Origin of the sequence: Azospirillum sp. INR13 (assembly GCF_015390205.1) — a bacterium.
In the GTDB taxonomy this organism is placed as follows: Bacteria; Pseudomonadota; Alphaproteobacteria; order Azospirillales; family Azospirillaceae; genus Azospirillum.
Genome location: NZ_VUOI01000002.1, coordinates 135,035 through 160,383 on the forward strand (window position 1 = coordinate 135,035; position 25,349 = coordinate 160,383).

Annotated in this window: 9 protein-coding genes; 4 read left to right on the top strand and 5 right to left on the bottom strand. The window is 68.6% G+C overall.

Annotation, left to right across the window (positions count from 1 at the left end; all coding sequences use genetic code 11):
* Positions 1-21: 21 nt before the first annotated feature.
* The 5 genes from F1643_RS02390 to F1643_RS02410 form a co-directional block, all read right to left on the bottom strand.
* A complete protein-coding gene (locus tag F1643_RS02390; RefSeq protein ID WP_194910379.1) occupies positions 22-1,476 on the bottom strand; it encodes an efflux RND transporter periplasmic adaptor subunit in 1,455 nt (484 codons plus the stop codon).
* Entirely contained in the window at positions 1,473-2,270 is a 798-nt protein-coding gene (locus tag F1643_RS02395) for an efflux RND transporter periplasmic adaptor subunit (RefSeq protein WP_194910380.1), read from the bottom strand. The genes F1643_RS02390 and F1643_RS02395 overlap by 4 nt, the downstream gene beginning before the upstream one ends.
* 47 nt (positions 2,271-2,317) lie before the next feature.
* Positions 2,318-4,531, bottom strand: coding sequence for a TolC family protein (locus tag F1643_RS02400; RefSeq protein WP_206692266.1), 2,214 nt, complete (start codon positions 4,529-4,531; stop codon positions 2,318-2,320).
* Positions 4,532-4,617: 86 nt separating this feature from the next.
* Complete coding sequence (locus F1643_RS24215; RefSeq protein WP_370540441.1) at positions 4,618-19,386, bottom strand: beta strand repeat-containing protein; 14,769 nt, start codon at positions 19,384-19,386, stop codon at positions 4,618-4,620.
* The gene (locus F1643_RS02410) at positions 19,275-21,119 is read right to left on the bottom strand and encodes a DUF4347 domain-containing protein (RefSeq protein ID WP_194910381.1); all 1,845 of its coding nucleotides are present in this window, start codon (positions 21,117-21,119) and stop codon (positions 19,275-19,277) included. The genes F1643_RS24215 and F1643_RS02410 overlap by 112 nt, the downstream gene beginning before the upstream one ends.
* A gap of 1,598 nt (positions 21,120-22,717) precedes the next feature.
* On the opposite strand from F1643_RS02410, the gene F1643_RS02415 reads away from it, so the two are divergent.
* The 4 genes from F1643_RS02415 to F1643_RS02430 all read left to right on the top strand — a co-directional run bounded on the left by F1643_RS02415 (position 22,718) and on the right by F1643_RS02430 (position 25,323).
* Positions 22,718-23,458, top strand: coding sequence for a phage tail protein (locus tag F1643_RS02415; protein ID WP_255542322.1), 741 nt, complete (start codon positions 22,718-22,720; stop codon positions 23,456-23,458).
* Positions 23,458-23,781: a hypothetical protein gene (locus tag F1643_RS02420; RefSeq protein WP_194910382.1), complete on the top strand. Its 324-nt coding sequence runs from the start codon at positions 23,458-23,460 to the stop codon at positions 23,779-23,781. The genes F1643_RS02415 and F1643_RS02420 overlap by 1 nt, the downstream gene beginning before the upstream one ends.
* A 113-nt stretch (positions 23,782-23,894) precedes the next feature.
* The gene (locus F1643_RS02425) at positions 23,895-24,530 is read left to right on the top strand and encodes a GNAT family N-acetyltransferase (RefSeq protein WP_194910384.1); all 636 of its coding nucleotides are present in this window, start codon (positions 23,895-23,897) and stop codon (positions 24,528-24,530) included.
* 1 nt (position 24,531) lies between these two features.
* Positions 24,532-25,323, top strand: coding sequence for a 2OG-Fe(II) oxygenase (locus F1643_RS02430; protein WP_194910386.1), 792 nt, complete (start codon positions 24,532-24,534; stop codon positions 25,321-25,323).
* Positions 25,324-25,349: the final 26 nt, after the last annotated feature.

A 25,349-nucleotide genomic window follows, 5' to 3' on the forward strand; every position in this document is an offset into this window, starting at 1 on the left:
TCCATCCCCGGTTCCTTCCCCTCAAATTCCCAGCGACTGGCGCAGCAGGGCCAGCGGGCGGCGGAACAGGTAGAGCGCCAGCGGCACGCGGTCGCCCAGGATCTTGGCGGTGCCGCGCAGGCCGATGCGCGGCGGGACGTCCCCCGGAGTCTGGCCCGGTTCCAGCGCCGCCTTGACACGGTAGGACAGCACGCCGGACGCCGACAGGCCGGCTTCGTAGCTGGCATGGGTCAGGCGGGCCCGGAGGGGGTGGAGCGGATCGACGTTCAGGAACAGCTCCACCGGCGAACCCGGCTCCAGAACCAGGGCGTCGCCGACCGGCACCATGATGTCGATCTCCGGCGCCTGCGGGTCGGCCAGCGTCAGCACGCGCTCGCCCACCGACAACGGCTTGCCCAGCCAGTCGTTAACGTCGGTGAAGACGGCGATGCCGGCGCGCTCGGCCTTCACCGTGACCCGGTCCAGCAGGTCGCGGGCGAGCGCCAACTCGGCCCGGCGCAGCTCCACCTGGGCGCGGAGCTGGGCGACGCGAGCCTTGGTCTGCGGATCGGCGAAGGCGGCCTGGGAGGCGGTCAGCAGTTCGGCCTCCGCCTGGGTCAGGCCCTTGCGCGCCACCTCGAAGCGGCTGCGCAGCACGGTGGAATCGAAGCTGAACAAGGGCTGTCCGGCAGCCACCGCCTGGTTCGGCTGCACATGGAAGCGCTCGATCACGCCGTCCAGCGGGGCGGCGACGATCACCGGGTTGCTGGTCTGGATCTCGGCCGGGGCCAGGGTCGACATCGGCACCGGGATGGCAAGCGCGCCGGCGGCGGCCAGCAGGACCAGCAGGGGCAGCAGGGCACGGCGCAGCCCGCGCCGCTTGGCGCGCTTGCCCGACAGCGCCCACCAGGCATGGCCGTAGCCCTCCGCCAGATGGCTCAGCAGCAGGATTTCGCCGTCGGTCCAGGGCTCGTCGCGGCCCAGCCACAGGCCGGCCAGGGACGGAGCGGCCTTGCTCCGGCTTCCCGCCGGGACGCCGGGCGCGGTTTCCCGCTGGGGTTCCGGCTTGCGCAGCGGGCACCACAGGACCTGTGCCGGCCCCCATTCGCCCCAGGCGCCGCGGACGTCGGCGGGCAGGGCAGCGGGGTCGACGACATGGACCGTATCGGCCTGCGCCCCGGCGGCGACGGCGCGCACCGCCTGCTCCAGCCATTGGGCGAAGGGGGCGTTCGGTTCCAGCACCGCGATGTTGGACACCGCCTCCAGCGTCGGCCGGCCCCGGTCCGCCAGGGTCAGGAAGGCGGCCTGCCGGTAGGCGATCAGCCGGCGGGTCTGGTTGACGATGTGATAGCGCAGTTCCGGCGCCGTCGCCTGCCGCCACGCTTGCCGCTGCAGTTCCAGCAGCATCAACAGGCCGTTGACCGGCTGCGGTGCCGCTTGGGTCGTCGCTTGCGGCGCCGCCTGCTGGGGCGGGGTCTGGGCCATCACGGCGCTCATGGCTTCGCGGTTCCGGGTTTGGGAGTTCCCTGGGGAGCGCCCTGAGTCCCGGCCGGCAGCGCCGACACCGCCGGTTCCGGGAAGATGGCGGTGCCGCTCATGCCGGCGACAAGCGCCTGGGACGGAGCATCGCCGGTCAGCTTCGCCGTCACCTTCACCGATTGGCTGGCCGGATCGACCTTGGCGCCGGGCAGCACCACCTCGCCCGGCAGGGTGACCCCGGTCTCGTCGACCCGCAGGTCGAAGCGCTGCCCCGGCCTCAGCCACACCAGCCAGGAGGAGGGGACGATCAGCTCCACCTTCAGATCGCGGTCGGACAGGATCTCCAGCAGCGGCGCGCCGGCGGCGACCGACTCATGCTCCTGGATCCGGCGTTCGACCGCGCGGCCGTCGAAGGGCGCCTTGATCTCGCAGCGCCGGGCCTGCACCTCCGCCTTGCGGACGTCGGCGCGGGCGACCTGGGCCTTCGCTTCGGCCAGCTGCACCTCCGCCTCGCCGATGGACCGCAGGCTGTTCAGGCGCCGGTTGACCCGCGCCGTCACGTCCGCGGCGTTCAGCTGGGCGCGGGCGGCGTCCAGCTCCGCCTGATAGCTGGCGCAGTCGAAGGCGACCAGCAGGTCGCCGGCCTTGAAGCTCTGGCCGGCATCGACGCTCATGCGGGCGATGCGGCCGGGGATCTCGGAGGACAGGACCGCATGCCGCCGGGCCTCGATCAGCGCGCGGACCTGCCCCTGGGATGAGTCCTGGGCCAAGGCCGGGGCGGAGGCGAGGCCCCCGCCCAGCAGGACGGCCACGAATGCGGCGGCTTGGGCGGTGGCTTTGGCCGCAGCACCAGGACGGATCACAGCGACGCGACCCTGCCCATCGGCAGGCCGTCGAACTGGATGTCCTGAGCCGAGAGGGTACGAACGGTGCATTCCCGCTGCTTGTCCTTCACACGATGACAGAACCGCTCGGCCGCGGCGCGGTCGGCGAAACCGCCTGCGCGCAGTTGGACGATCGGCTTGCCGTCCTCGCTGCGCCGGGTGGTGACGTACAGGGCGCCGGCCCCTTCCGTTCCCGTTCCCAGGCGTTTGGCGATCATACCCCATTCCTGCTCGGCAAGCCTGTGGCTTGCGTAAGCCCCAAGCTCGGCCTGTATGACGGGAGAGAAGGACGCCGTCGCAACCGGAGCGGCGACGGAAGGCGATTGTTTCGCTGCCGTAACGGGGGCGGGGGCAGGGGAGGGGGGCGCAATCGGAGCCGGAACCGGGGCCTGTTCGGGTTCCGGGGCAGGCTTTGCGGAAGACGCCAGAACGAAAGGCGTGGAGGCCGGAGCCGGTTCGGCCGCCGCGGCCTTCGGCGCTTCCGCAGCCGGAGCGGGGGGCGCAACGGAGGCCGCAACAGGGGCCGGGGCCGGCGCGGCCGGCGCGGCCGCCATGGGCACCGCCGCCTTGGCGGGCTCCGGCTTCACCGGTTCGGCCTTCGCCGGCTCCGGCTTTTCGGCCTTGGCCGCGTCCTTCGCCACCAACTCTTTCACGCGGAGCATGCTGTTGGCGCGCTCCTGCCAGGAGGACAGGCCCTTGCCCACCGCCTGGGTCAGGCTGGGCAGGTCGTCGGCGGCCATCGTCTCGGGCAGCGGATCGACGCCGGCCGACACCATGACGCGGGCATAGGCGTTGTGCAGGTCGGCCAGCACCAGATCGCGGCGCAGATCGGACAGCAGCGCCGTTACCTCCGACTGGATCACGCCCAGCTCGCCCACCTGGCCGGCCTCGCCGACGTTGGTGTATTGCGAGCGGATGCGGGTGTCGAGGTCGGCCTGCTCGGCGGTCAGGGCGAATTCCTGCTTCAGTTCGCGGAACTGCAGCACCGCCACATGCACCTGGCTCAGCACCGCCATGCTCAGCGCCTGACGGCGGAAGGCGACCAGCTCCTCCTGCGCCTCGGCGTAGGACTTGGTGGCGGGGGCGGAGACCAGATTGATCAGGTTCCAGCTGATCCGCGCGCCGTAATCGGCCCAGCGCTGGTTCAGCAGGAAGCTGTTGCTGTCGTAGCGCAGGGCGGTATTGACGTCGATGCCCGGCAGCAGCTTCAGCAGCGACCGCCAGGTCTCGTCGGCGGAGATGCGCTGGTTGTAGCTCTCCTCCAGCAGCTCCGGCCGGTTCAGCAGGGCGTAGGTCTCCAGCGCCTCCACCGCGACATCCAGCTTGGGCGGCGCCTTCATGACGCTGGCCGGCGGCAGCTCGATCTCGAACGGCTCGCCCGGCGGCAGCCCCATCAGCGCGCCCAACTGCGACTTCGCCGCCACCAGCTCGCGCCGCAGCGACTGCAGCTGGCGCAGGGTCTCCACCAGGGTACGGGTGTAGGTCAGCGCCTGCAGCGGGGCCTGGACGCGCAGCGCCTCCAGCGTGCGGGCGTCGCGGCGCGCACCCTCCACCCGCTTCTCCACCGGCTCCAGCCGCTTCAGCAGCCGTTCGGCGGCCACGGCGCGCCAATAGGCGGTGCGCACGTCCTGCATGATGCCCTGGACGACGCGGCGGCGGCGCTCGTCGGCGATCAGCACCAGATTGGCGTTCTGCCGCGCCCGCAGATAGCTGACGCCGAAATCCAGCACGTTCCAGGTGAAGGCGAGATCGCCGGTGCGGCGGTGCTTGTCGGTGGCGGTGGTGCTCTCGCCCGTGCGCCGGCCGGTGGCGAGGTTCAGGCTTTCCGACCCGGCGTCGTTGTTGCGCCCGACATAGCCGGCGCCGGCCACCACGCGCGGCAGCATGTCGTAGCGCGACAGGTCCAGCTGGTCGGTGGCGACCGCCACCTCCATCAGCTTCACGCGTTCGTCGAGGTTGTACTTGATGGCGCGCGCCATCGCCTCGTCCATCGAGACCGCCTTGGTCAGCGGCTCCTGCGGGGCCATCACGACCCCCAGATCCTTGCGCACGCGCGCCAGATTCTCCTCGGCCGTCAGCGGCTCGGGTTTGACCGCGCAGCCCGCGGCCAGCAGGGATGCCGTCAGGACGGCGACGGGAACCACCGAAGAAAGCAAGCGGCGGCGGAGTTGAGCGGTCGAAGTCTTCATGGCGGGAGCAATTCCGTTCGGCGGAAAAGGATTGGACGAGGAAACGATGCTGGAAGGAAGGGGTACTGAAAGGGGGTGGGCCGCCGTCAGGCGGCCCGGCTGTCGGGCAGGATGTGGCTGGCGAGTGCCGCCAGCAGGTCGGCGGCGTCGGCCGGACCGCCATGGGCGCTGGCGACCTGACGGGCGAAGCCGGGGGAGGCCGGCATGATCTCGGCACGGTCGTCCGCACCACGCTCCGCCGGCTGTCCGGCCCCGTCCGCCGGGGTGCCGCCGCCATCCTGGGGGGCGTCCTGGTTCTGGGGCTGGTTCTGGTTTTGCGGCTGGCCCTGCGGCTGGCCCTGTCCTTGGCCTTGCTGGCCCTGACCCTGACCCTGCTGGCCCTGCGGACCCTGGGTCCCCGGCTGTCCGGCCGCCGGGCCGCGGCCCTGTCCGGTGCCGAGGCCGTTGCCCCGCTCCTGGCCCAAGCCTTGTCCCTGTCCTTGGCCCTGGCCCTGACCGTTGTTCAGGCCGTTGCCCTGCGTGCCGGTCTGGCCGGGAGTGCTTTGGCCAGGAGTGCTTTGGCCGGGAGTGCCCTGGCCGCCGGTATTGGTGCCGGTGCCGAGGCCCGTGCCCGTTCCGGTCCCCCCGGGCGTGCCGCCGGTGCCGAGGCCGCTGCCCAATCCATTGCCGCCGAGGCCGCCGCCGTTCAGGCTGCCGCCAAGGCTGCCGCCCAGACCGCTGCTCAAACCACCGCCCAAACCACCGCCGAGCCCGCTTCCCCCCAGCCCGCTGCCGGAGCCGCTGCTGGAGTTGGACGAGCCGCCGCCGATGCTGTTCAGCGTCACCGACCGGCCGGCATCCGTGCTGGACGAACCGCCGCTGATGTTGCCCAGCGTCACCGACCGGCCGGCGTCCGTGCTGGACGAACCACCGCTGATGTTGCCCAGCGTCACCGACCGGCCGGCATCCGTGCTGGACGAGCTGCCGGGCATCCCGCCGCTTCCACCGCTGCCGGTGCCGCCCGGCAGCGTCGGTCCGGCCCCGGTGTTGCCGGTGCCGCCCAATGCGCTGTTGGAGGAGCTGTTGGAGGACGGGCCGTTGGACGAGGAGCCGGTCGTCGAGCTGCCGGACTGCGACGGGCCGTTGCCGCTGACGGTGACGGGCGTGGTCGTCGCCGGGGTCGTGTTGGTGGTGGTCGTGCTGGCGCGGGCCACCGTGACCGTCACCGTCGCCGCGGCCGAGCTGTTGCCGGCAAGGTCGCGGGCCTGGATGCTGATCGACCGGCTGGTCGCCGTCCCGGCGAAGCTCGGGTCGCCGGCGCTCGACCGCAGCCCGATCGCCCGCACCGCCGCCTGATAGTCGGCGGCCGACGCCGCGCCGGTCAGCACGATGCTGTTGCCGTCGCGGGTCGCGGTGATGCCGGCCGGCAGGGCGCCGATCACCAGCTCGTCGCCGCTGCGGGCGTCGGTCAGGGTGACCGTCACCCGGTTCAGCGAACTGGCGTCCGACAGCGAGACGGCGGAGCCCAGCGTCGCCGTGCCGCCGGCGCTCAGCGTCGGGGCGGTCCCGCCGGCGGAGACCGTCGGGGCCTGGGTGTCCACCGTCAGGCTCAGCGTTCCCGACCGGCCGATGTTGCCGGCGCGGTCGGTGGCGGTGGTCACCACGCTGTGGGCGCCGTCGGCCAGCGGGGTGGTGACGGCGAAGCTCCAGGACCCGTCGCTGCCGGCGGTGGCCGTGCCGACGGTGACGCCGTCGATGATGACGGTCACCGTGCTGTTCGGATCGGCGGTGCCGGTCAGGATCGGGCGGTTGACCGGGGTGACGTTGGCCGCGTTGTCGATACCGCCGGAGATGGCGGGGGTCGACAGCACCGGCGGCGTGGCGTCGACGGTCAGGGTCAGTGCCGCCGAGGTGCCGCTGCTGTTGCCGGCCGGGTCGGTCGCCCGGCTGGTGATGGCATGGGTGCCGTCGGGCAGCGGGGTGGTCAGCGTGTAGCTCCAGCTGCCGTCGGTTCCGGCCGTGGTGGTGCCGACCGCCACGCCGTCGACCAGGACGGTGACGGTGGAGCCGGCTTCCGCCGTGCCGCCGACGGTCGGACGGTTGATGTTGGTCAGCCCGTCGGTGGTGGAGACGCCGGTGTCCTGTCCGGGCGCCAGCACCGGGACCGACGGAGTGGCCGGGGCGACGGTGTCGACCAGGACGTTCTGCAGGCCCGGCATGCCGGTCAGCGTCGAGGGCAGCGGGATGCGGGCACGGTCGGTGATGCTGCCGCCGTTCAGGTTCAGGCCTGTGACCGCGATGCCGTCGGCGTCGGCGTCGCCCGCCTGCACCACATAGTCGAAGCGCAGGACCGTCCCGCTGCTGGCCGCCGGGTTGTAGACCGCCTGACGGGTCTGGCCGCCGACGTCCAGCGTGATCGTCGGGACACCGTTGACGATCACCACCTCGCTGGTCTGGACATAGAAGCTCATCGTCCTGTCGACGCCGTAGGTGCCGTCGGTGGGGGCGACGATGTTGCGGATCGTCGGCGCCGTGGTGTCGATGGCGATGTCCTTGTTCAGGCCCAGCGACCGCACGTCACCCGGCATGGTCAGGGTCAGGACCCCGGCGTTGCCGGCGGTGTCCGTGATCGACCCGGTCAGCGCCGAGCTGCTGACGGCGTCCAGATCGGCGGCGGTGTCGCCGGCCTGCACCGTGTAGGTGAAGGCCAGCGTGTTGGTGCCGGCCCCGCTGCTGTAGGTGGCGGTGCGGCCGGTGTTCAGCGCCAGCGTCGGGGTGCCGTTGACGGTCACCGCCTCACTGAAGGTTACCTGGATCGAGATGGTCTCGCCGGTGGTGTATGTGCCGTTCTCGGTGCCGGCGGTGACGTTGGTGACGGTGGGATGGACGCTGTCGATGCGCACGCCCCCCATGCCGGCGACGTTGTTCAGCGTGCGGATCGCGCTGTTGCCGACCAGGTCGGCGATGCTGCCGCCGCTGATCGAGCCGCCGATGCCGATGCCGTCGGCATCGACCAGGTTGGTGCCCACGGTGTAGCGGAAAGTCAGCGCGGTGCCGCCCGACCCCGACAGGTAGGTCGCCTGCACCACCGTGCCGTTGTCCAGCGTGATGCCGAAGGTCGGCGTGCCGGTGACGGTGACCGCCTCGTTGAAGGTGACGGTGACGTCGATGGTCTCGCCGGCCCGGTAGGTGCCGTTCACCGCCGAGACGGAGCTGACCGTCGGGGCCGCGGTGTCGATGACGATCGCCTTGTTGGCGCCCAGCGAGCTGGCACCCCCCGGCGCCGCCAGCGTCAGGATCGCGTCCAGGCTGGTGGAGCTGTCGGCGATGCCGCCACCGTTCAGCGTCAGCGCATTGATGGAGGCGTAGTCGAGGTCGGTCGCGTTGTCGCCGTCCTGCACCGTGTAGGTGAAGGTCAGCGTGGTCGTCCCCGACCCGCCGCTGTAGGTGGCGTTGCGGCCGATGTTCAGCGCCAGCGTCGGCGTGCCGGTTACCGTCACCGCCCGGTTGAAGGTGACGGTGACGGTGACGGTGCTGCCGGCCTTGTAGGTGCCGTCGGCGGTGGTGGCGGTGACCGACGAGACGGTCGGGTTGACGATGGCGTTCAGCACCAGGTCGTTGCCGGTGCCGCCGACATAGTCGACGGTGTAGAGGTCGCCGTTGCTGGTCATGGTGGCGCCCTGCGCCAGCCCGGACAGCGTGTTGGACACCGCCCCGACCCCGGTCTGGTCGATGACCGTATAGCTGGAGTTGGTGGCGGCGAAGCCGTTGACACGGGTCACGGTGACGGCGCTGGAGCCGCCGGACAGCGTGACGCCGCCGCTGACGATCACCTGGTCGTAGTTGGTACCGGGGGAGCCGGTGCCGGCGATCTCGACCGCCAGGGTGCCGCTCATCGACAGGTTGCCGTTGACGGTCAGCGTGCCGATGCCGTTGCTGATGCCGGCGACGCCGGGCGCCAGCGTGGCGCCGGAGGCCACCGTCAGCGTGCTGGACGAGCCGGCGGCGAAGATGCTGCCGGTGCCGCCCAGCGTGGCACCGGAGGCCACCGTCATTCCGGAGGTGCCGTTCAGCGCGCCCGTCACCAGCAGCGTGCCCGCGGACACCGTGGTCGGGCCGGCATAGGTGCTGGTGCCCGACAGGGTCAGCGTGCCGGTGCCGGTCTTGGTCAGCGCGTCGTTGCCGCCGATGGCGCCCGACAGCGTCACGGCGACGCCGGTGTCGATGGTGGCGCCGTTGACCCCGGTGTCGAAGGCGTTGTCGATGGTGCCCGCCCCGGTGACGCTCAGCGTGCCGCCGTTCAGCGTCACGGTGCCGCCGCCCAGGTTGGCGTCGCCGGCCACGCTCAGCGTGCCGCCGCTCCGCACCGTCATTTCGCCGGAGAAGCCGCCGCTGTTGCTTCCAGACAAGGTCAGCGTGCCGCTGCCGTCGAGGGTCAGGGTGCCGGTGCCGGTGAAGACGCCGGAGAAGCTGGTGCTGGTGTTGTCGGTCCCGGTGGTCAGGGTGTTGGCGCCGATCGCCACGGTGCCGGCCCCGGCGAGCGAGCCCACGGTCTCGCTGGCCGACAGGGTCAGGGTGGTGTCGGTGCCGACCGACACCGCACTGCTGTCGCTGATCGCCGAGCCGCCCGACACCGTCAGTCCGCCGCCGGACACCGTGGTGGCGCCGGAATAGCTGCTGCTGCCCGACAGGGTCAAGGTGCCGGCCCCGGTCTTGGTCAGGCCGCCGGTGCCGCCGATCGCGCCGGAGAAGGTGGTGGAGCCGCTCGACGGGTTGACCGTCAGGGTATAGCTGCCCAGCGACACCGAGCCGGCACCGGCCAGCGACCCGATGGTCTCGGCGGCCGACAGCGCCAGGGTGGCGCCGGAGTTGACCGACACCGCGCTGCCATCGGCGATGGCCGAACCGCCCGACACCGACAGGGTGCCGCCCGACAGGGTGGTGGTGCCGGTGTAGGTGTTGGCGCCCGATAGGGTCAGGGTGCCGGTGCCGGACTTGGTCAGGCCGCCGGTGCCGCTGATCGCGCCGGAGAAGGTCGTGCTGCTGTTGGCCCCGCCGGCCGTCAAGGTGTTGGCGCCCAGCGTCACCGAGCCGGCACCGGCGAGCGAGCCGATGGTCTCGCTGGAGGACAGGTCCAGGGTGGCGCCGGAGCTGACCGTCACCGCGCCGGTATCGGCGATGGCGCTGCCGCCGGTCACCGACAGGGTGCCGCCGGACACGCTGGTGGTGCCGGTGTAGGTGTTGGTGCCGGACAGGGTCAGGGTGCCGGTGCCGGACTTGGTCAGGCCGCCGGTGCCGGACAGGGCGCCGGAGAAGCTGGTGCTGCTGTTGTCGGCACCGGCCGTCAAGGTGTAGCTGCCCAGCGTCACCGAACCGGCACCGGCCAGCGACCCGATGGTCTCGGCGGCCGACAGCGCCAGGGTGGCGCCGGAGCTGACCGACACCGCGCTGCCGTCGGCGATGGCCGAACCGCCCGACACCGTCAGCGTGCCGCCGGACACGGTGGTGGCGCCGGTGTAGGTGTTGGTGCCGGACAGGGTCAGGCTGCCGGAACCCGACTTGGTCAGGCCGCCGGTGCCGGACAGGGCGCCGGAGAAGGTGGTGGAGCCGCTCGACGGGCTGACGGTCAGGGTGTAGCTGCCCAGCGTCACCGAACCGGCACCGGCGAGCGACCCGATGGTCTCGGCCGCACCCAACTCCAGGGTGGCGCCGGAGCTGACCGTCACCGCGCCGGTGTCGGCGATGGCGCTGCCGCCGGAGACGGCGAGCGTGCCGGCGCTGACGGTGGTGGCACCGCTGCGGGTGTTGGTGCCGGACAGGGTCAGGGTGCCGCTGCCGGTCTTGGTGAGGGCACCGGTGCCGCCGACCACGCCGGTCAGGGTGGCGGTGTTGGCCACGGTGATGGTGGCGCCGAAGGTGCCGGCGGTAACGGCGTTGGCGAAGCTGGCGCCGGTGCCGGTGATCGCCAGCGTGCCGTTGTCGATCGTCAGCGCGCCGGTGCTGATGTTGGTGGCGTCGGTCACCGACAGGGTACCGCCGCGGACGCTGGTGGTGCCGGTGTAGGTGTTGGTGCCGGACAGGGTCAGGGTGCCGCTGCCGCCCTTGGTCAGGTTGCCGGTGCCGGACAGGACACCGGAGAAGGTGGTGCTGCTGTTGTCGCCGCCGGTGGTCAGGGTGTTGGCGCCCAACACCACCGAACCGGCCCCGGCCAGCGAGCCGATGGTCTCGGTGGTGGACAGGGTCAGGGTGGCGCCGGAGGCGACCGAGACGGCCCCGCTATCCGTGATGGCCGAGCCGCCGGACACCGTCAGCCCGCCGCCGGACACCGTGGTGGCGCCGGTGTAGGTGTTGGTCCCCGACAGCGTCATCGTGCCGGTACCGGCCTTGGTCAGGCCGCCGGTGCCGCCGATCGCGCCGGAGAAGGTGGTGGTGCCGTTGTCGCCGCCGGTGGTCAGGGTGCTGGTGCCCAGCGCCACCGCGCCGGAGCCGGTGAGCGAACCGATGGTCTCGCTGGCCGACAGGGTCAGCGTGCCGCTGGCCCCCACCGACACCGCGCTGCCGTCCCCAATGGCGCTGCCGCCCGACACCGTCAGGGTGCCGGCGTTGATGGTGACCGACCCGCTATGGGTGTTGGTGCCCGACAGCGTGACCGTGCCGCTGCCGTCCTTGGTCAGGGTGCCGGTGCCGCTGACGGTGCCGGACAGGGTCAGGGCGTTGGCGGTCTTCACCGTGCCGGTGCCGGCGAGATCGATGGCGTTGGTCAGCGTCTGGCTGGCCGCCGTCGTGCTCAGCGTGCCGCCGTTCAGGGTGATGGTGCCGCTGCCGATGGTGCCGGAGGTGCCCAGTTCCACCTCGCCGCTGCCGATGGTGGTGCCGCCGGACCAGCTGTTGCCGGTGCTGCCCAGCGTCAGTTTGCCGGTACCGGACTTGGTCAGGCCGCCGGTGCCGGTGACGTCGCCCGACAGGGTGACGGCGTTGGCGTTGTCGATACCGGCGCTGGACGACAGGGCGATGGCGTTGTCGATGGTGGTGGCGCCGGTGACGGTCAGGTTGCCGCCGTTCATCGTCAGCGTGCCGGTGCCCAGGTTGGCGTCGCCCGCCACCGACAGCGTGCCGCCGCCGACGGTGATGGTGTTGATGCCGGTGCCGCTGGTGCCGCCGGTCGCGGTGTTGTTGGTGCCGCCCAGCACCAGCGTGCCGCTGCCGCTCTTGCTCAGGGCTGCGGTGTCGCTGCCGTTGTCGGCCAGGGTCGAGTTGATGGTCAGCGTGTCGCCGGTGCCGACGCTGACGCCGAAGCTGTTGCCCAGCGTGAAGCCGTTGCCGGTGATGGTGATCCCCCGGCTGTCGGTGTCGCTGTCCATTGCCAGCGTCACGCCGTCGCGCACCGTCAGGGTGGCGGGCAGCGTGATGGTGCCGCCCAACGTGGCGGCGAAGCGGATGGTGACGTTGCCGGTCACGGCGTTGGCAAGGGCGATGGCCTCCTTCAGGTCCAGGCCGCCGCCGTCGGTCTTGTCGCCGCTGTAGGTGCCGCTGGTGGTGCCGTCGATGGCGGTGACGTCGACCGTCAGGTCGTTGGTCACGCTGATGCTGAACGTCTTCTCGTAGGTGGCGGTGCCGTCGCTGACCTGCACACGGACCGAATAGCTCTGCCCGGCGGTCAGGACGCTGGCGTTGTTCGCCTGAAGTGACGTGCCGGAGATGTTGAACAGGCTGTTGTGGGTGCTGCCCGTGCCGCTGACCAGCGTGTAGGTGAAGGTCTGGCCGGTGTCGGCGTCGATGTTCGACAGGGTGCCGACCACCGCGTTGGTGCCGTCGAAGATGGTGACCGAGCTGTTCGACAGGGCGATGTCGGTGGGCGCGTCGTTGATCGAGCTGGCGGTGACCACCGTGCTGGTGTTGGCGCTGCTGCTGGTCGTTCCGTCGCTTGCGGTCAGGGTGAAGGTGGTCTGCACCGTGCTGCCGGGCGCCACCTGGTTGTTGGTGGGGGTGAAGACCAGCGCCTGCAGCAGGGTCTGCAGCCCGCCCGGCGTGGTGGCGGTCAGCGTGTAGTTGCCGGCACTGCCGCTCAGCCCGCCGCCGGCGCTGGACAGCGTGCCGTTGGCCGCGGTGTAGGTGATGGTGACGGTGAAGGTGCCGGTGCTGTCGTCGGCGTCGGCAACCGTCACGCCGCCGAAGGGCGTGGTGGTGGCGTTGTCGTTGACCGTGCCCGCCGTGGTGAAGGTGCCGGCCAGCGCCGGCGCCTGGTTGACCGGCCCGGTCAGCACGACGTCGTTGCTGTTGCTGCCGGCGGCATAGCTGACGGTGATCGACCCGCTGTTCAGGGTCAGCGTGGCGCCCGACGCCAGCCCGGTGAAGGTGCCGCTGACGGCGTCGCTGCCGTCGTTGGAGATGATGGCGAAGCTGTCGCCGCCGGTCGTCTTCACCGGAGTGTAGCTGCCGCCGGCGGTCAGGGTGGCGCTGCTGACGTTGACCGCCCCGGTGACGTTCACCTGATCGTAGCTGCTGGTGCTGACCAGATCGACCGCCAGGGTGCCGCCGGACTGGATGGTCAGGCCGCCGTTGACGGTCAGGGTGCCGACGCCGTTGTTGGTGCCGGCGATGCCGGGGGACAGGATGCCGCCGGACTGCACGGTCAGACCGCCGTTGACGGTGCCCGTACCGGCCAGCGTGCCGCCGTTGCCCACCGTGACCGCGCCGGACCCGTTCAGGGTGCCGGTGACCACCAGCGTGCCGGCGCCGACCGTTGTTGTGCCGGTGTGGCTGTTGGTGCCGGACAGGGTCAGCGTGCCGGCGCCCGACTTGGTCAGGTTGTTGGCTCCGCTAATGACGCCCGACAGGGTTAGGGCGTTGCCGGTGCCGACGCTGACGGTGCCGTGGCTGCTGCCGAGCGCGACGGCGTTGGCCAGCGTGAGGGTGCCGGTGGAGGCCAGCGTGCCGCCGTTCAGCGTGACGGTGCCGGTGCCGAGGTTGGCGGCCGCACCGACCGACAGCGTGCCGCCGGTCACCGTGGCGGCCCAGGCGGTGGCGTTGTTGGTGCCGGTCAGGGTCAGGGTGCCGCTGCCCGACTTGGTCAGCGTGTTGGTTCCGGCGGCGATGGTGCCGGACAGGGTCAGCGCGTTGGCGGTGTTGACCGTGCCGCCGCCGGTGCCGACGGTCAGGCCGTTGGCCAGCGTGACGCTGCTGCCGGTCACATCCAGCGTGCCGCCGCCGCTCAGCGTGACGGCGGCGCTGCTGATGTTGCCGGACCCGGCGATCGACAGGGTGCCTTCGCCGACCGTGGTGGTGCCGGTGTAGCTGTTGGTGCCGCTCAGGACCACCGTGCCGCCGCCGACCTTGGTCAGGTTGAAGCTGCCGGACACCGCGCCGCTGATCGTCAGCGTGTCGCCGCTGTTGTAGGAGCCGATGTCTGCGTCCGCCGCCAGGGTGACGGTGCCGCTGATGGTGGCCGTTCCGCCGTTGACCTTCACCGCGCCGATCCCGGTCGACACGCCGATGCCGCTGATCGTCAGATTCTCGGCGACGGTCAGGCCGGTGCCGATGCGCAGGGTGGCGCCGCTGGCGATGGTGGTGCCGGCGGCGGTCGTGCCCAGCGCGTTGGCGTGATTAATGATCAGGACGCCGGCGCTGACGGTGGTGGCGCCCGTATAGGTGTTGTTCCCCGACAAGGTCAGCGATCCGCTGCCGCTCTTGGTCAGGGCGTGGCTGCCGCCGACGACGCCGGACAGGGTCAGGCCGGTGCCGGTCACGCCGATGGTGGTGTCGGCGGCCATGGTGACGGTGCCGCTGACGGTGGCGCTGCCGGTGGTGACCTGCAAGGCGCCGGCGCTCGACACGCCGCTGCCGGAGATGGTCAGCGCTTCCGCCAGCGTGACGCCGTTCGATACCGCCAGGGTGGCGCCGCTGGAGACCGTCGTGCCGCCGGCAGTGGTGCCCAGCGCATTGCTGTGGCCGGCCGCCAGCGTGCCGGCGCTGATTGTGGTGGAACCGGTGTAGGTGTTGTTCCCCGACATGGTCAGCGTGCCGGTGCCGTCCTTGGTCAGGGCGTAGGATCCGCCGACCACGCCCGACAGGGTCAGGCCGGTGCCGGACACGCCGATGGTGGTGTTGGCGCCCATGGTGATGGCGCCGCTGATGGTGGCGCTGCCGCTGGTGACCTGTAGCGCGCCGGCCGACGACACGCCGGTGCCGGAGATGGTCAGCGCCTCCGCCAGGGTGACGCCGTTCGATACCGCCAGCGTGGCGCCGCTGGCGACCGTCGTGCTGCCGACGATGGTGCCCAGCGCATTGTTGTGGCCGGCCACCAGCGTGCCGGCGCTGATGGTGGTGGAACCGGTATAGGTGTTGGCCCCCGATAGGGTCAGCGTGCCGGTGCCGTCCTTGGTCAGGGCGTAGGATCCGCTGATGACGCCGGACACGGTCAGGCCGGTGCCGGTGACGCCGATGGTGCTGTCGGCGGCCATGGTGACGGCGCCGCTGATGGTGGCGCTGCCGCTGGTGACCTCCAACGCGCCGGTCGAGGACGCGCCGCTGCCGGAGATGGTCAGCGCTTCCGCCAGCGTGATGCCGTTCGATACCGCCAGCGTGGCGCCGTCTGCGACCGTGGTGCCGGCGGCGGTGGTGCCCAGCGCGTTGCTGTGGCCGGCCACCAGCGTGCCGGCGCTGACGGTGGTGGCGCCGGTGTAGGTGTTGTTGCCCGACAGGGTCAGCGTGCCCGTGCCGTTCTTGGTCAGGGTGTTGGAGCCGCTGACCACGCCTGACAGGGTCAGCGTCTTGCTGCTGTCGACATTGACGGTGCCGTCGCCGCTGCCCAGCGCGATGGCGTTGGTCAGGGTGACGCTGCTGCCGGTGCTGTCCAGCGTGCCGCCGGCCAGCGTGATGGCGGCGTTGCTGATGCTGCCCGACCCGGCGATCGCCAGCGTGCCGCCGCCGACCGTCGTGGTACCGGTATAGGTGTTGGAAGTGCCCGACAGGGTCAGCGTGCCGCCGCCGGTTTTGGTCAGGTTGAAGCCGCCGCCGAGCACGCCCGACAGGGTCAGGCCGGTGCCGGTGACGCCGATGGTGGTGTCGGCGGCCATGGTGACGGCGCCGCTGAGCGTGGCGCTGCCGCTGGTGACCTGCAACGCGCCGGTCGAGGACGGGCCGCTGCCGGAAACGGTCAGCGCCTCCGCCAGGGTGAGGCTGCCGGAGAGCTGCAGCGCGGCGCCGCTGGCGACCGTCGTGCCGGCCGCGGTGGTGCCCAGCGCGTTGCTGTGCTCGACGATCAGCGTGCCGGCGCTGACGGTGGTGGAACCGGTATAGGTGTTGTTTCCCGCCAGGGTCAGGCTGCCGGTGCCGGTCTTGGTCAGGGCGTTGGAACCGCTGACCACGCCCGACAGGTGCAGGGTGCTCGACACGTTGAAGGTGGCGTCGGCCGCCAAGGTGACGGTGCCGCTGGCCATGACGCCGCTGCCGGAGACCAGGATGGTGCCGGAAACGGTCAGATTCTCGGCCGTGACGATGCCGCCGGCGAGCTGCAGCGTGGCGCCGTTGGCCACCGTGGTGCCGCCGGCGGTGCTGCCCAGCGCGTTGGCATGGCTGACCGTCACCGTGCCGGCGTTGATGTTGAAGGCGCCGCTGAATCCGCTGTTGTTGCCCGACAGGGTCAGATCGCCGCCTGCGGCCTTGGTCAGGGTGCCCGATCCGCTGATGGCACCGGAAAGGGTGGCGCTGCCGCCGGAGGCGATGTTGATCGTGCCGCCGTTGCTGCCGATGGAAACGGCGTTGTCGATGGTGCCGACGGTGCCGGTCAGACGCAGGACGCCGCCGTTCAAGGTGACGGTGCCGGCGCCCAGGTTGCTGTCGGAGGTCACCAGCAGCGTGCCGGTGGTGACGGTGATGCCGCCGGCGAAACCGGTGCTGTTGGTGGTGCCGTCCAGCGTCAAGGTCGTGGAGCCGCCCGTGGCGTTCAGCGTCAGGCTGGCCGACGAGGTGCCGGTGATGGCGCCGCTGAAGGTCTGGTTGCTCGTCTGGTTGATGGTCAGCGCGTTGCCGCCCAGCGCCAGCGTGCCGCTGGCGCCGCTCAGCGTGCCGATGGTCTCGCTCGCCGACGACTGGGTCAGCGTGCCGCCCGACAGGGTCACCGCGCTGCTGTCGGACAGCGCGGTGCCGCCGCTGCTGTTCAGCGCCAGGGTGCCGGCGCTGACGGTGGTGGTGCCGGTGTAGCTGTTGGTGCCGGTCAGGGTCAGCGTGCCGGTGCCGGCCTTGGTCAGGCCGCCGGTGCCGCTGATGACGCCGTCGAAAGTCGTGCTGGCGTTGGCGCCGATGGTCAGCGTGGAGCTGCCGAGCGTGACGGCGCCGCTGCCGGTCAGCGACCCGATGGTCTCGTTGCCGGACAGGTTCAGCGTGGCGCCGCTGGACACCGTCACGGCGCTGCTGTCGCCGATGCCGCCGTTGGCCGTCAGCGTGCCGGCGCTGACAGTGGTGGCGCCGCTGTAATCGTTGCCGCCGCTCAGCGTCAGCGTGCCGGCGCCGGTCTTGGTGATGCCGCCGCTGCCGGTGATCTGGCTGGAGATGGTCAGCGTGTCGCCGGTGCCGTTGGTCAGCGTCAGGGTCTTGCCCGACGAAACGCTGATCTTGTTGCCGCTGATGGTCAGGGTGCCGGGCAGATCGGCGTCGAAGGTCAGATCTTCGGTCACCGCCAGATCGGACGTGAGCGCGATGCTGGTCACGTCGCTGGCGAACTTGATGGTCTGGGTGCCGGTGGCGTCGGCCAGGGCGATGGCCACCGCCTCGCGCAGGCTGACGCCATTCGATACGTCGATGGTGCCGGCGTCTGCGTTGTTGGTGACATAGATGGTGTCGCTGGTCACCGTCACGTCGGCGTTGGTGCTGCCGCCATTCCCGTCGGTCATGGAATAGCGGATCACGGTGTCGCCGGTCGGCGTGTCGTTCCGATACTGGATGTTCCGCATCACCGTCTGGATCAGCGTCGCGGTGGCGCTGCCGTTGAAGGTGACGCTCAGGGTGCCGTTCGCGTTGCTGACGGTGCCGAAGACGGCATCGGAGTTCGCCGTATCCCGCAGGTTGCCGCCGCTTTCCGAGAAGGTCCCGTTGGTCTTGAACGAGAACACGTCCGACGTCAGCGGCGTCGCGGTGCCGGAAACGGAACGCCGGACGGTCAGCACGCTGCCGCTCCAGTTGCCGGCGCCGTTCTCCGTATCGGACAGGGTGGCGTCGGTGCCGAGATCCAGCGTCACCGTGTTGCCTTCGCCGGCCCAGGCGACACTGTTGCCGTCCAGGCTGCCGATGACCGGGTTGGAGTTGGCGGTCACCGTGATGGTGAAGGATTTTTCGTAGAAGAGGCTGCCGGTACCGTTGTCGGTGGCGCGCACCCGCACGCTGTAGGTGCCGGCGGACAGCCCGGTGCCCCCCACCACCAGATTGGAACTGGAAATCGAGAAGGAGGCGTTGTGGGTATCGCCGGTTCCGCTGACCAGCGTGTAGGTGTGGGTCTGGCTGGTTTCGGGATCGGTCGTCGTCAGCACCCCGACCGTGGCGCCCGCCGTGGCGGCGGCGGTGGTCAGCGTCGCATTCGCCAGAGTGACGTCGGTCGGCGCCTCGTTGGCGTCGGTGACGGTGACGGTGATCGTCCGGTCGGACGTGTTGCCGGCCGCGTCGGTGGCGCGGACGGTGACGACGTAGCTGTTGTTGGCGTCGCTGTCGGTGGGGTCTTCGTAATTGGGAGCGCTGGTGAAGCTGAGCGACGTTCCCGACAGAGTGAACTTGCCCTGGTCGCTGCCGCCGATGAGGGAATAGGTGACGCCGCCGCTGAGGGCGTCACTGGCCGACAGGGTCGCCACCGCCGTGGTGTTCTCGGCCACCGACAGGCTGGTCGAGGTGCTCCAGCTGGGGCCGGTGGCGTCGACGACCAGCGTCGAGGCGGCGGTGGAGGCGGCGCTGTTCGTGCTGCCGACGGTCTGGATCGCCTTGATGTTGGCGTAGCTCGCCTCCGACAGCGCGGAACCGACGGTCAGCGAGATGCTGGTGCCGCTGGCGGTGCCGCTGGCCAGCGTCTCTCCGGCGTCCGGCGTGCCGTTGCTGTTGGCGTCGTTGAACAGCGTGACGGTGGCGCCGCTGGTCACGCCGGTGATGGTGTAGGTGGGCGTGGTGGCGCTGGTCTTGCCGTCGCTGTTGCTGCTGCCGCTGTCGGACGCGGTGTCGAGCGTCGGAGTATTGGGGGTGGCCGGCGTGGTGGTGACGGAGACCTTCACCGGGCTGGACATCGCATTGCCCAGGGCGTCCTTCGCCACCACGTAGACGTCGTAGGCAGTGCCGGACGACAGGCCGGTGACGGCGCCGAAGCTGCTGGTGTAGGGAGCGGTGCCGACCGTCTGGTTGCCTGCCTTGAGTGCCGCCGCGCCGCTCGCATTGTTGCCGGCGATCACCTGGGCTGCGGTCGGCGCCGTATCGCCGCTGGCAACCACCACGTAATAGATGTTGCCCGCCTCGTCGATGCTGGCCGACGGGGTGAAGCCGGTGCTGGTGATGCTGCCGGTCGACGGCGAGACGTCGAATGTCGGGACGACCGCCTCCACCTTCGCGGTGGATTCGTTGCGCTGCGTATAGGTCAGGGTGGCGTTGTTGGTGTTGTCGCCGTGAGCGGTGATGGTCGCCCCGCCCGTCAGCGATATCCCACTGGCCGTGGCGGTCACGCCATCGGGATCGACATCGCCCGCCTGCACCGTATAGCGGAAGGTGAGCGTCGATGTGTTGGTGGACGTTCCGGTCAATGTGGCGGTTTTGGTGGAGCCGCCGAGATCCAGCGCCAGCGTCGGCGCTCCCGTAACGTCGACCGCCTGGTCGAAGGTGACGGTGACGTCGATGGTTTCTCCGGCAATATAGGTGTTGCTGTGGCTGCCGCCGGCGATCGACACGCCGGTGATATCGGGGACCGGCTTGACGGTGACGGTGGCCGCCCCAGCGCCGGAGCGGCGGCTATGTTGCCGGAATCCTTGACGCTGGTGACGGTGACGGTGCGGGTGCTGCCCCCCGTCGGCGTTTCGCTGCTGTTGTTATAGGTGATGGTTTCGATCAGCGACTTCATTTCGGCTTCGGTCCGGCCCAGGCCGCTGACCGTGACCGTCGCCGTGTTGCCGTTCTTGGTCACCGTGGCGGTGGCGTCGGTGGTCCCTCCCAGGCCAAGCCCGGTCAGGGTCGCCGTGCCGGCGTTCAGCGCCACGTCCACGCCGCCGATGTTCAAATATTCGTTGGTGTCCGTCACGTTGGTGACGGTCAGGGTCATGTTGGTGAAGGTCTGTCCGCTATCGTCCTGATGCGCGCCGACACTGGCGGTCACGCCGCTGAACAGGGTGGCCGCCCCCCCCTTTTCGACATAGGTCGTCGTGGCCCCGGTACCGGTAAGGCTGGGAGCGTCTCCAATGGGCGGCGGCGTAATATTGTCGAGCTTTATATTGTCGATTGCGAGATAAAGCCCGCCGCCGTTTTTTTTAGTTATGGTTACGTATTGAGCCCCCACAAGTGCTGAGTCAGCTATTGTCAGAACACTGCCGGCATTAGAATACGTAATATTTTGCTCACAGCTTCCTTTGTCGGTAGTAAATACAATATATTTACTTTCAGCTTCTTGATCTAGGATGGTTATCCCAGTAAAATCAAAAGTATACCCGGCGCCCGCGCTGATTGTGTAACTTTGAACATACCCATAATACCCTTCAACAATCTTCCCAGAAAAATTCGTTGCGTCTGTGTAATTCGTTGCGTCGACTACTGAGATAATGGGGGACCCATCTCCATCAGAATTTCCATCAACGGTTATGGTAATCGTGTCTCCGGATATGGTTTGGCTAATTGCAGTTGTTCCCGAGCCGCTTGTATCTGAACCCGTAGTTCCAAAATTGAATTCAGTAAGAAGGATGTAATCGTATGATTGGGTTGCGTCACTGTTGAATGCAATATTGGATTCAATTTTTCCTTTCTGACTTTCCAAGAGCCAGTTGCCACCTAAGTAAGCAGAACCTGTGGGATCCGTCGATGCAGCAACATCAGCGCTCGACAGGACCGATACAGTGGATATGAAATTTTGCCCAACGCCAGTTGCAACATCGCATCCGTAAAGCAGCATATCGCCACTATCGGTTAAAGCACGCCCTAATGTGGCGAGATCAGCCGCACGAGCAGTAGCTGCCGTCGTGTCAAGTGTCAGCGAACCAAGATTGACTTCTCCCTCGGCGCCATGGCTGACGACGTGAATCGCATCGTAAGCGCTGTGGGTCTGTGCCCACTCCGCCATTTGCGACAGACCATCCTTACTCGCATCAAGCAGGACGACTTCAATGCCGGCCTTCACCCCACTTATCAGACTTTGGTAATCGGCAACGTTGCTCTCGATGAAAACGACTTCCTTGCGGCCCTCGTTCTGCGCCGGGCCGGCGGCGCGCACCTCAACCGGCGCCGGAAGCGATGCGGTCGCAGGCGATGCATCCGCCACCGCCTGGGCCTGCCACTGGTCGGCGCTGTGGTCGGTGGTGTCGTGGCTGGCGGCGGCGGGATCGGCGCTGTGGTCCGTCGCCGCGTTCGGGTCGGCGGTGGCCGCACCGGCCGCGTCGAACATGAAGCGCGGTTCCAGCGCATAGGCCAAGGGTGGACGGGCGGACGGCTTGTGCGCCGCCTGTGCCCCCGTCTTCGCACCGGTCTTCTTCGCCGAACCCTTCACCCGCGTGAACCTGGACTTCATCGCCACACCCGCCAGCAGCCCGAAAAGGGGAGTTATCAAACCAACCGTAGATTTCTAAGAAAGAAACCCACCATTCGCAACATGCGAATATGCGCCGAAATGTAGCACGGGATGGAATATTATTCCTGCCGCATCGCAATTTTCAAACGAGAATTCGTGAAGGAAATTCGGCAGCATAGGCAAGGGGTCGGCGGTTATCATCCCTATGCGGGAGTGATTCCGGACTTTTGCACCAATGAACCGATTTTGGAGAAGAACAGTTAAGGAAGTTTTGCGTGCGGATCGTCCGCCGAACCGGGTCTGCCGGATCGGATGAGGAAGCGTACATACTCCTGCATGTAGTCTTCGAAAATAATCGCAGAAAATCGCTGTTTTCCGGGTGAATTCGCAGAGAAAAATCCGGGAGCCTGATTTCAGTCGCTCCTAATTTCGGTAAAACAGGGGCTTTTCGGGCGAAAGTCACGAAAAGAGGGAGGGTGGGGGAGAGAATCAGGCGGCTTCGGGGTGGGAGGGCTGCCCATTCTCCCCGGATTTTCCGTTTCCGTCCTTTTTTCACCGGTCGCCGATGGAGGAAAAAATTGAGGATGAGCGGCGCGACCGGACGGGGCCATGCCGGCGGTTCTTGGCGGTGACTTTTGAAAGACAGGTTCGGCAGGAGGGCAGGGCAATCGCATATAAAAATCCTGTTCCTTTCCAAGGAAACCAGTCATCCCCGCGAAGGCGCTACGGGATGCACAGATCTCGCATCTGCGAAAGAACAGGAGCCTTTGGCAGCGAATAGCCCTTCTCCCCTTGCGGGGCGGGATGAGGGGTGCGATCGGCTGAAAGCCGGTGGAAACCAGGTCTACGCCCCTCACCCCAACCCCTCTCCCGCGAGGGGATAAGGGCCTTCCTCAATGCCAAGCTGCACAATTTTCGGCAAGCGCTAGCTTTGTTCATCCCGTAGCGCCTCCGTGCGGATGACGGTCGACGAAATCCATCGAGTCTTGTCCGTTACATAAATCTGAGATCAGCGCATGCCCCGCTCCGCGAATGAAGGGGGCGCGGCAAGACTCCAAACGGTACCGGGCCGGTGCGCGCATTGCGACACTTTATTAAAACATTATTCGCTGTTTCGGAAATAAACGTGCAGCCATGGCGCATGACGGTAGCGAAGCCAGGGAATAGACACTACCCTGCCATCGGCGATCTTTGGTCGGCCATGCGCCCTGGGGAACAACCGATGCATAGGATGCTGGTCAGCTTCTTTCGTGCAGGTGGGCTGTCTCATGGGAAAAAGCTATTTTGCGGCCAGCGTCATATGTGCACGATGATCGCAATTCATTATAAAAAAGCAAACATTGCGAGAAATTGAGACGGCGTATCGACTCTCGCAGATTACATTGGTATAGAACGACAACCGGCAGGGAGCGATCTTTAGTCGGGTTCCCGTTAGTTGTGCATAGCACAAAAATATTCCAAAGAGAGGATTTTCAATGGATCCGATGCTCGGTATGGTGTTCATGGTTCCGTGGAGCTGGGCGCCGATGGATTATGTCCGCTGCACTGGCCAGCAGATGAACCTCCAGCAGTACGCGGCGCTCTACTCCCTGATCGGGACCATCTATGGTGGCAACGGCTCCACCACCTTCAACGTGCCGAACCTGCAATGCCGCATGCCGATGGGCTCCGGCCAGGGCACGATCGGCACCGGTGTCGGTGTGCTGAACGTCGGCCAGACCGGCGGCGCCTTCGTCTCCACCCTGAACCAGGCCAATGTGCCGTTCCACACCCACACCTCGACCTTCACCTCCGGCGGCGCCGGCGGCACCACCACCATCACCGGCACGGCGTCGCTGCCGTTCAGCACCACCGCCACCCTGCCGGCGACGGTGAGCGGTGACCTGACGATTGCCAGTGCGGCTGGCGGTGGTGTCGTCACGCCGGCGAACAACAGCGTTCTGACGAAGGGTGGCGCCCAGGCGAACATTTACCTCGCGGGTACGGCGAACATTCCGATTGGCCCGACCCAGACCCTCAGCGGCACGGCCAGCGGTTCGGTCAGCGGCACCGCGTCCGGCCCGATCACCCTGACCGCCAGCGGCGGCACGGGCGGCGGCACCGTCACGGTCGGCCCGAACGTCAACGGCGGCAGCACGCCCTTCAGCACCGTGTCGCCCTATCTGGCGCTGAACTTCATCATCGCCGTCAACGGCCTCTATCCGAGCCGCAACTGATGACCGATCTCAGCCAACTCTCCGCCGGCCTCTTCACCCCCTATCTGAACAGCGTCTTCACCATGACGTCGGAAGAAGGTGTGGTGATCGAGGCGACGCTGACGGCCTGCACGGAAAACCCCAAGGGCACCATGCCCGGCAGCCCGCGCACCGCCTTCAGCCTGTTCCTGGAATGTCCGGCCGACGGGTTGCCCTTCTTCAACGGGGCGTCCTTCACCGTCACCCATCCGCAGATGCCGGCCTTCGGGCCGGTCCATATGGAACGGATCCTGCCGGAAGCCGGCGGATCGGAACGGGCGGTCTTCCAGATCACGTTCAACTGAGGCTCGCCTCACGGTCGGCCGCCGCCTTTCCCTTGGGGGTTCCCTCCGGGGGAAGGCGGCGGCCTTCCGCCCTTCATTCCTTTGCCATTCCTTCGCGGAGGATACGTCGAACCATGTCCGGTTTTTCCGGTTCCTTCCCCTTTCCCGGCAACCTGACCGCCCGCTTCGCCACCGCCGGCGACGAAAGCTTCCTGCTGGACCTGTTCATCGAGGCGCGCCCCTGGCTGGCCTGGGCGCAGGGGAGCCCCGATTTCCTGCGCGCGCTGTACGAACAGCAGTACCGGGCGATGCGGGCGGGGCAGGAGATGGTCTATCCCGAACACATCGATCTGGTGATCGAGAAGGCCGGCGACCGTGTCGGCCGGGTGGTGGTCGACCTCGGCTATCGGAACTGGCGGGTGTCGGAATTGCAGGTGCTGGAACGCGCCCGCGGCAAGGGCATCGGGTCGGACGTGCTGCGCGGGCTGCAGGCGGCGGCGGCCGGGCCGATGATGGGCATCACCCTGTCCACCCCGATCATCGGATCGCACGGGCGGCAGGTCTACCAGCGGCTGGGCTTCCGCACCACCGGCTACGAACCGCCGCATTTCCATATGGGCTGGCTGCCCCCCGGCCATCCGGAAGCCGACGCACTGGAAGCGCTGTCCGCCCAGGTGGAGGCGCAGGCCCAGGCACACATCTCCAGGATGATGGCCATGCAGGCCCACGCCCAGGCCCGGACCGCGGGCGGCATGAAGGGCGGGGCCTGAGATGCAGTCCCTGCTGGCCGGTGTCACCGCGGCGGACATCCGCACCGATCCCTTTCCCCACATCGTCCTGTCCGACGTTCTGGACGAGGAGACCCACCGGGCGCTGAACGCCGGCTTCCCCGGATTCGCCCAGATCGGCTGGGCCGACCCGCGCCGTCCGCCGGGCAGCAACCGCCGCTATCAGCTGTCGGCCTCGCTCATCATCAACCATCCGGAGCTGCCGCAGGTGTGGAAGGACTTCGCCCGCCGGCACAGCTCCCCCGAATGGCTGGCCGAGGTGGCGGCGCTGTTCCGCGGCCACTGGCCGGACGGCCTGCTGCGCGCGCTGGGCGGCAGCCTGACCGGGCACGGGACGGGACTGATCCTGCGCGACGGCTTCGACCGGGCGCGGATCCTGATGGATGCGCGGGCCGAGATCAACACGCCGGTCACCGGCCCGGCCTCCTCCTCGCGCGGGCCCCATCTGGACACGCCGAACCGGCTGTTCACCTGCCTTTATTACCTGCGCCGGCCGGAAGACGACGCCGAAGGCGGCGACCTGGAGCTGTTCCGCTGGAGGGATGGCCGCATCGCCAGCCTGGAGCATTACGAGCTGCCGGCCGACGCGGTGGAGCGGGTGGCCGTCATCCCCTACCGCTCCAACCAGATGGTCATCTTCCCGCAGAGCGCCCACGCCCTGCACGGTGTCGGCATCCGCCATCCCACCCCGCACATCCGCCAATACGTCTTCATCAGCGCCGAGATCGAAGAGGACTGGCTGACGGCAGGGCAGGGGACGGAGCGGGCGGCCTGACCGCTCCGCCGCGAAAGCAAGGAAAT

Excerpts from the sequence above, each read along its gene's own strand:
- F1643_RS02390 (WP_194910379.1), bottom strand. The coding sequence starts at position 1,476 with ATGAGCGCCGTGATGGCCCAGACCCCGCCCCAGCAGGCGGCGCCGCAA.
- F1643_RS02400 (WP_206692266.1), bottom strand. The coding sequence starts at position 4,531 with ATGAAGACTTCGACCGCTCAACTCCGCCGCCGCTTGCTTTCTTCGGTG.
- F1643_RS02410 (WP_194910381.1), bottom strand. The coding sequence starts at position 21,119 with ATGTTCGACGCGGCCGGTGCGGCCACCGCCGACCCGAACGCGGCGACG.
- F1643_RS02415 (WP_255542322.1), top strand. The coding sequence starts at position 22,718 with ATGGATCCGATGCTCGGTATGGTGTTCATGGTTCCGTGGAGCTGGGCG.
- F1643_RS02420 (WP_194910382.1), top strand. The coding sequence starts at position 23,458 with ATGACCGATCTCAGCCAACTCTCCGCCGGCCTCTTCACCCCCTATCTG.
- F1643_RS02425 (WP_194910384.1), top strand. The coding sequence starts at position 23,895 with ATGTCCGGTTTTTCCGGTTCCTTCCCCTTTCCCGGCAACCTGACCGCC.
- F1643_RS02430 (WP_194910386.1), top strand. The coding sequence starts at position 24,532 with ATGCAGTCCCTGCTGGCCGGTGTCACCGCGGCGGACATCCGCACCGAT.